General features: G+C 36.7%; 5 protein-coding genes and 1 pseudogene. 1 reads left to right on the top strand and 5 read right to left on the bottom strand.

Annotation, left to right across the window (positions count from 1 at the left end; all coding sequences use genetic code 11):
- From OEW78_RS09460 to OEW78_RS09450, 3 genes and pseudogenes are all read right to left on the bottom strand, one after another.
- Window positions 1–2,469: pseudogene (locus OEW78_RS09460) on the bottom strand (hypothetical protein); the annotation flags it as partial.
- Between the two features lie 215 nt (window positions 2,470–2,684).
- Window positions 2,685–4,013: a ThiF family adenylyltransferase gene (locus OEW78_RS09455; protein ID WP_300327054.1), complete on the bottom strand. Its 1,329-nt coding sequence runs from the start codon at window positions 4,011–4,013 to the stop codon at window positions 2,685–2,687.
- Window positions 4,013–5,227: a threonine synthase gene (locus tag OEW78_RS09450; protein WP_366523059.1), complete on the bottom strand. Its 1,215-nt coding sequence runs from the start codon at window positions 5,225–5,227 to the stop codon at window positions 4,013–4,015. The genes OEW78_RS09455 and OEW78_RS09450 overlap by 1 nt, the downstream gene beginning before the upstream one ends.
- Window positions 5,228–5,402: 175 nt before the next feature.
- Between OEW78_RS09450 and OEW78_RS09445 the strand changes: the two genes are divergently transcribed.
- Window positions 5,403–5,975 carry a hypothetical protein gene (locus OEW78_RS09445; RefSeq protein WP_300327052.1) on the top strand — a complete coding sequence of 191 codons (573 nt, stop codon included), beginning with the start codon at window positions 5,403–5,405 and terminating at the stop codon, window positions 5,973–5,975.
- Window positions 5,976–5,977: 2 nt separating this feature from the next.
- Here the strand turns inward: OEW78_RS09445 and hisI are convergent, their stop codons facing one another.
- Together hisI and OEW78_RS09435 are read right to left on the bottom strand one after the other, a co-directional pair.
- Window positions 5,978–6,304 (bottom strand): phosphoribosyl-AMP cyclohydrolase, encoded by a 327-nt coding sequence (hisI, locus tag OEW78_RS09440; RefSeq protein WP_300327051.1) that lies wholly within the window; start codon window positions 6,302–6,304, stop codon window positions 5,978–5,980.
- A 23-nt stretch (window positions 6,305–6,327) separates the two neighbouring features.
- Window positions 6,328–6,677: HisA/HisF-related TIM barrel protein (locus OEW78_RS09435; protein ID WP_300327050.1), on the bottom strand; the 350-nt coding region annotated here is incomplete at its 5' end.

Genomic DNA, 6,677 nt, shown 5'->3' with positions numbered 1-6,677 from the left:
ACCGGATACAGTAGTATAGATATCAATAAGATCAGAGTCTACGTTAAGATCCAAGTCTTCTAATGTTATGTTAACTGTGTCAGCAGTCTTGTAAGTGTCGAGATCAAATGAGACAATACCTGAATGAGCTGGTGCTTCCTCTTGATCAGCTACTTGTGTACTAACACCATCTGCGCCTAAGTCAAGATAGTTGACTCTTGGTGATTCTTCATCATCCAAGTCCTCAATTACGATGAATGTTGCTTCATCAGAAATTGTTGAAAGGTCAGTATAGGTATCAGGATCAAGTATGTTAAGCTGGTTGATCATGGTGTATTCCAAGGTACCTGTAAAGATACCTGTATTATCACCAGTCTCTTCTAGCTCTAATCTGATTAGTTGGTTAGCGATTCTTTCGTCGTCTTCAAGACCATCGTTTAAGAAACCAAATCCAAAGACATCGGCTACTATTGGTAATTCTGTACCAACAGGAATTGTTTCAGCTGCTGCTGGACCATTCAATGTGAAAGTCACAGTTAATGGAGTTGTAGCTGCTAGGCCACCGAAGATACTGGTTGCACCTTGCGTGGTGTCATCAATTAAGATCAAACCCTGTAGGGGTTGAGCCAAAAATGATGGACCAGCAGGTAATGCAATATCTACGGTACTAACAGCAAGGTTACCCTCATTAGCCAATGATCTGACATCATAGTTGAATAGTGCAAAGCCTTCAAAATCGCCGTTGTTGACTGGTGCTGCGTCAAAGAAGTTATCCATTGTTCCCAATGTTAGTGAGAGCATATCTGCACTACCACCAGTAGTCGTTAGAGGACCAACTGAGGTTAGGATTGCTCTATCACTGAATTTTTGTACTTCTTTTACGCTTAGACTACCCGATGCAAATCCTGGTGTGGTTACAGTCAAATCAGCGGCAGTAACACTGCCATCATCATTGAAGTCGCCATAAAGGGTTGCAGGGGTTCCAGTTTCTAATGCTGGAATCAACTTTACGTTTGGATTATTCAAGTCTAGGTCTTCATCTGCTCTACTGTTTCGGTTTGCATCGTTATCAGCCAATTCGACTGGAATCTCTTCACCAGAGGTCCATTCGTCATCAATTGGTTTAATGTCAATGCTACCTAAATTCAAGCCTACAAGAATTGATACAGAGTCTTCATTGTAAGTAATGGATGCGGAGGTTCCCCTCTTTGCATTTTCAGTAATTACAATGTTGGATGTGTCTGATTCATCATATGTACCAAATACACCGCTGTTTGGACCCTGTTCTGTAATTGTTACAGGTACACCACCGATGCCAGCATTGTCATCAATGAATCCACCAAGAGTATTCCATGATAGTGGGTTTTGACTGTTGACTGTTGCTTGGCCACCAAGTAATGTACTTCTGATTTCAGAGTCATCGTTGTCCTGAAGTGTGATTACGAACCCTTTTTTCTGAACATCTGCATTTGTGATGAGACGACAATTGTCTTCACACATAAGATTTGACAGTTGTGCAGTTAAGGTATTGGTATCTGTATTGGTTACTGTATCACCAACTTGTGAACCATTCTCATCAAATACTTGGTAATTAGTGGTTGAGGCGCTTTCGCTACCGGTACCAGTAGTACCAAATGTCCAAGAATCTTCATCTGTTGGGTCAATGTTTAACCATAGATCTGTAATCGTTGCATGTACTTGAGAACCTGGTGTATAGATTGTTCTATCTAAACTTGCACCAGCAAATTGATCTACAGTATCAAAAGTAAGTGTTGTTGTTTGAACACCACCACCTTTGTTGTACTGTACGACAACGTTACCAGTTGGGTTTAGAGGATAGAGTTGGATAAATGGCCATAGGGTTGAATCAACACCAATTTGACCAACAGCGTTGGGGGCACCTAGATTTGGACCTTTGGCTTCTCTGACAACGTTGTTGCCAGGTGCGCCGCCGGATCCAGCTCCTAATGCACCACAAGTTGCTGGTGGGATTGGCACTGTTGGTGGATTTGTACCATCAATACCGACAGTACCATCTGGAATTGCAACACCTACTGTATCAGTAAATGTTACAACTGTTATACCATCAGTCATTGTAAATCCAGCTTCACAGAAAGTACCAAAGTCCAAGCCTTCACCATCTACAGTTGAGGTGGAGTCAGCAATTTGAGCCATGTTTCTATCTGCAAAGTAGCCATACCAGTTACCGTCTACGGCCTGAACCATTCTGAGGATCTTGCCGTTTACAGTAACGTCTGGTTCTCCTTTTGCTTCATCAGTATCGTTAATGTCTGAATCAATTACAACGACCTCAATTACTTGAGGTCCTGACATGTAGTTATCAAACTGTGAGTTTTCTGCGGAAACAAATAGGTTAGCGTTGGCAGCAAATGCTGGTTCCATTCCTGGAACTGCAAATGTCAAACCACCGGCTAACATAATTGTCATTAATGTAAGACTAGTTATTTTACGTCCTAATTCGTTATTCATGTTATTGGTTTTTTTCGCTAAAGTTTGTATTTAAGCCTAATGGACGATTTGTCCACAAATTCGCAATATTTTGTGATTATTTTATAAATTTCACAAATTTTATCTATTTCTCATACTATTATTGTATAAGATTTATATTTTATCATTGGTATATTAGTTTGATCGATAATTTTTTCATATTTTTCCATGTATTTGTAAAAATTTTAGTGCCTACTTTAACAGGATTTTTTATCAATCAAACTCTTATACAATGTAACAGCATCATCTTCGTCTTTAGAGCCAACAACCACTGCGGATCCCTTCTTCATAAAGTTTACAGACAATTCATTAGTTCTCAAAGACAATCCCAACTCCCCCTGATTTTCCACGATGAACCCTTTTTCTTTTGCAATAGTAGTAACTTTAGGTACATCAAGATCAAATGTATCAGTAGGGGTTATGGAATAAGTCCTCTTCCCTCTATTTCTTCCGCATAGTTCTTCTAGGATCAATTCTTTCTTGGGAATAATTTCGAGTTTTCCTGTTCCACAGATTGGACACTCTTCAGCTCTGAATGTTCTGGTAAAATTAAAGTCAAGATTTTCCAAATCAACATGTAAAATTCTTTCAGACAAATTTGGTTTTTTGCCAGTAATGATTTTCACAGCTTCTGAAACTTCGATTGCACCAACTATAGAAAGTATTGGAGGGTGAACTCCTTCAATGCTGCATGTTGGCATCGTATCCTCATCAAGTTCTGGGAACATGCAAAAGTAACATGCAGATTCTTTTGGTAAAACTGTAAATGCTTGTCCAGATGTTCCAACCGCAGCACCCGTTACAAATGGAATTCCAAATTTCACACAAGCTTTGTTTAGTGCATATCTTGCATTGACACTATCAAGTGCATCAATTACAACATCACATCCCTCAACAACTTCAAGTGCCGTATAGTCATTTACAGAAACAGCTAATGCCTCAATTTTACAATCAGGATTTAATTTCTGTAATTTTTTAGCAGCAACTTCTACTTTTACTTGACCAACATCATCTTCATCAAACATCATTTGTCTATGCAGATTAGATAATTCAATTACATCTCTATCAACAATACGTAATGTTCCAACTCCCATAGTAGCTAATCTAGAAATTATCGGATGTCCTAATCCACCAGTTCCTACAACACAAACCTTAGCATTTTTTAATTTTAATTGCCCGCCGTATCCAATTTCTTCTAGCATTACTTGTCTTGAAAATTTATCTAGCTCTTTTGAGGATAATTCTTCTGAACCTCCAGCTACTGCAGGCAATATGTAAACTTCATCACCATCTTTTAGAACAGTTTCCATGCCACTAGAAAATTTTGCATTTTTTCCGTTGATGTAGATATTGATCAATGAACGAGGAGTACCATCACCCTCAAGAACACGTCTCTTAAAATCATCACCCATAATTTCAGAGATTTTAAAAAATGCATCAGTCAGAGAATCAGCTGAAATCTCTGTTTTTCTCTCTCCACCACTCTGATTAAGCACAGATGGAATTGTAAATACAATATTTGCCATTAGTTTACTACCGCCGATATTTCCCCTACATCTGCTTTCATTACGGTAGGTTTTTTCAAAACTTCCATAATGGATTCAGTTGCCTTCAAACCGTTACCAGTAACATAGCATATCACCTTGTCATTTTTGTCAATCTTTCCCTGTTCAACCATTTTTTGTAGTACAGATATTGAAACGCCACCAGCTGGTTCTGTAAATATTCCCTCAGTTTGAGCTAATAATAAAATGGCATCAAGGATTTCTTTGTTGTTGCATTCTTCTGCATATCCATTGTATTGCTGTAAGCGTTTGAGAACATATCTACCATCTCCAGGATCACCTATTGCTAAACTTTTTGCAATAGTATCAGGATGCTCAACTGGAATCACTTCTTTGCTGTTTTTCTTAAATGCATCAACTATTGGTGCACATCCGTGTGGCTGTGCTGCAATCATATGCATGTTAGAAACATCATCAAGAAGTGAAACTGTTTGCATTTCTTCAAAGCCTTTACAAATTGCATTAAGCATAGCACCACTTCCTACTGGAACTATTAGTTGGTCAGGAATTTGCCAACCAAGTTGTTCTGCAACTTCAAATGAAAATGTCTTAGATCCTTCCACATAGTGTGAACGCATGTTAATATTTACTATACCAATACCTTTACTGTCACCAATTTGAGCAGCTATTGTATTTGCATCATCATAGGTTCCGTCAACTGCAATATAGTTTGCACCATACGATAAAGCCTGAGCAATTTTTGCCATTTCAATATTACTTGGTGCAAATACATGACAAGGCAATCCAGCTCTAGCTGCATGTGCTGCAGTTGCAGATGCTAAATTACCAGTTGATGCACATCCAACTGCAGTTAATCCAAATTCTTTTGCTTTAGAAATTGCAACTCCAGCTGGTCTGTCTTTAAATGAAAATGTCGGATTTACAGAATCGTTTTTTATGTAAAGATTGTTTAATCCCAATTTTTTTCCAAGGTTATCAGCTTTGATTAGAGGAGTCATTCCGGCACCAATACTTACAATGTTTGATTTTTGTTCGATTGGCAATAATTCAAAATATCTCCAATAGGTATGTTCGCGGTTTGCAAAAGTGTCTTTTGTAATGGTAGGGAAATTATATTTTACATCTAATGGACCAAAACACTCATCGCAGATATACTTGAAAGCAGTATCATATTCTTTTTTGCATTCTCTGCATTGCAGTGAAGTTCTAGTCAAGATCATTATCACCTTTGATAATATACATAAAAAATCCTAATATCAAGTTAAGTATTACTTAATTTTTGAGATTAAAAATATAATGAATACTAGTCATCATAAGGGGAATAATAGGTAAGATGTTAAAAAATCAGTACCTAGGAAGGTTTTTAGATATTTTTGTAAGAGATTTTTTATGAATAGCAAGATTGTGATTCCAATAATTGTGGGAATCATAATAGCAATAGGTGTAATTATTGTAATAACAAATCAAGAATCAAATCAAATGGAAGTTGAAGACGCATTAGATAGAGAATTAAGACCAGAAGACACAGTACCAGAAATTCAAGAAAAACTAGATGAAATTGAAAAAATTAATTTGGAAAACGAATATTCACCCAAAGAGAGGGAATGGATTACATCAGGACCATTCCAAATTGATCGTAGTGAATATGTGCTAGGCGAGAAAATATTTCTTGTTATTGGTGGACTGCAGCAGCATGAAAAAGGACAAGTTGCATTTCTAAGACCGCTTAATGATACACATAACAAAGTATACCAAACAATACCATTTGATGGTTCAAATAAAAATACGTTCAATTATTACATACAGCCCCAAATCTCAAAGAAGAGTGGTATATGTTCAATTGATGACCTGGTAGGAGATTGGACTGTGGTTTTTAGAGGAACAAATTATGAAAATTTAAAGTTTAGAATTACAGATAGAATTCTTCCAGGAGATGAAGATAGTTACAAACCAGTATGTTAATTTTATTTTAAATTATTGTGAAAGCAAACTTTTTCACCAGTATGACATGCAGGGCCAGCAGGTTCAACAAGATAAATTATTGCATCAGAATCACAATCAACTAGAATTTCTTTAATTTTTTGTGTATTACCTGATTCTTCTCCTTTCATCCAAAGTTTATTTCTAGAACGACTCCAAAACCATGAATTTCCAGATTTTTTGGCAAGTTCTAGAGATTCTTTATTTGCATATGCTAATGTTAGAACATCTTTTGTGTTTACATCTTGAACAATTACAGGTACAAGACCACCACTTTTTTCAAAATCTATATCATCAATAGTTTTTTCCATATTAAATAAAATAAAAATCAGTATTATAATCTTACAGGAATTGACTTTTCTTTCAAATATGATTTTACGCCATTAACCCCATGTGTTTCATAATGAAAAATTGATGCAGCAAGAGCTGCATCAACATTTGATTCTTTAAAAACTTCAATCATATCATCCGGCTTTCCACATCCGCCTGAAGCAACTACAGGAATAGAAACAGAATCTACAACTTTGCTAGTTAGTAAAATATCATATCCATCTTTAGTGCCATCTTTATCAATACTAGTCAGAAGAATCTCGCCAGCACCTAATTTTTCTGCGTCTTTTGCCCATTCAATTACATCAATTCCAGTTCCCTCCTTACCGCCATAAATGAAAACTTCAAACCAAA

It is taken from the genome of Candidatus Nitrosopumilus sp. (assembly GCF_029882185.1).
In the GTDB taxonomy this organism is placed as follows: domain Archaea; phylum Thermoproteota; class Nitrososphaeria; order Nitrososphaerales; family Nitrosopumilaceae; genus Nitrosopumilus.
The sequence above is the reverse complement of the archived record's forward strand: the minus strand, read 5'-3'. Positions and strand labels throughout refer to the sequence as shown.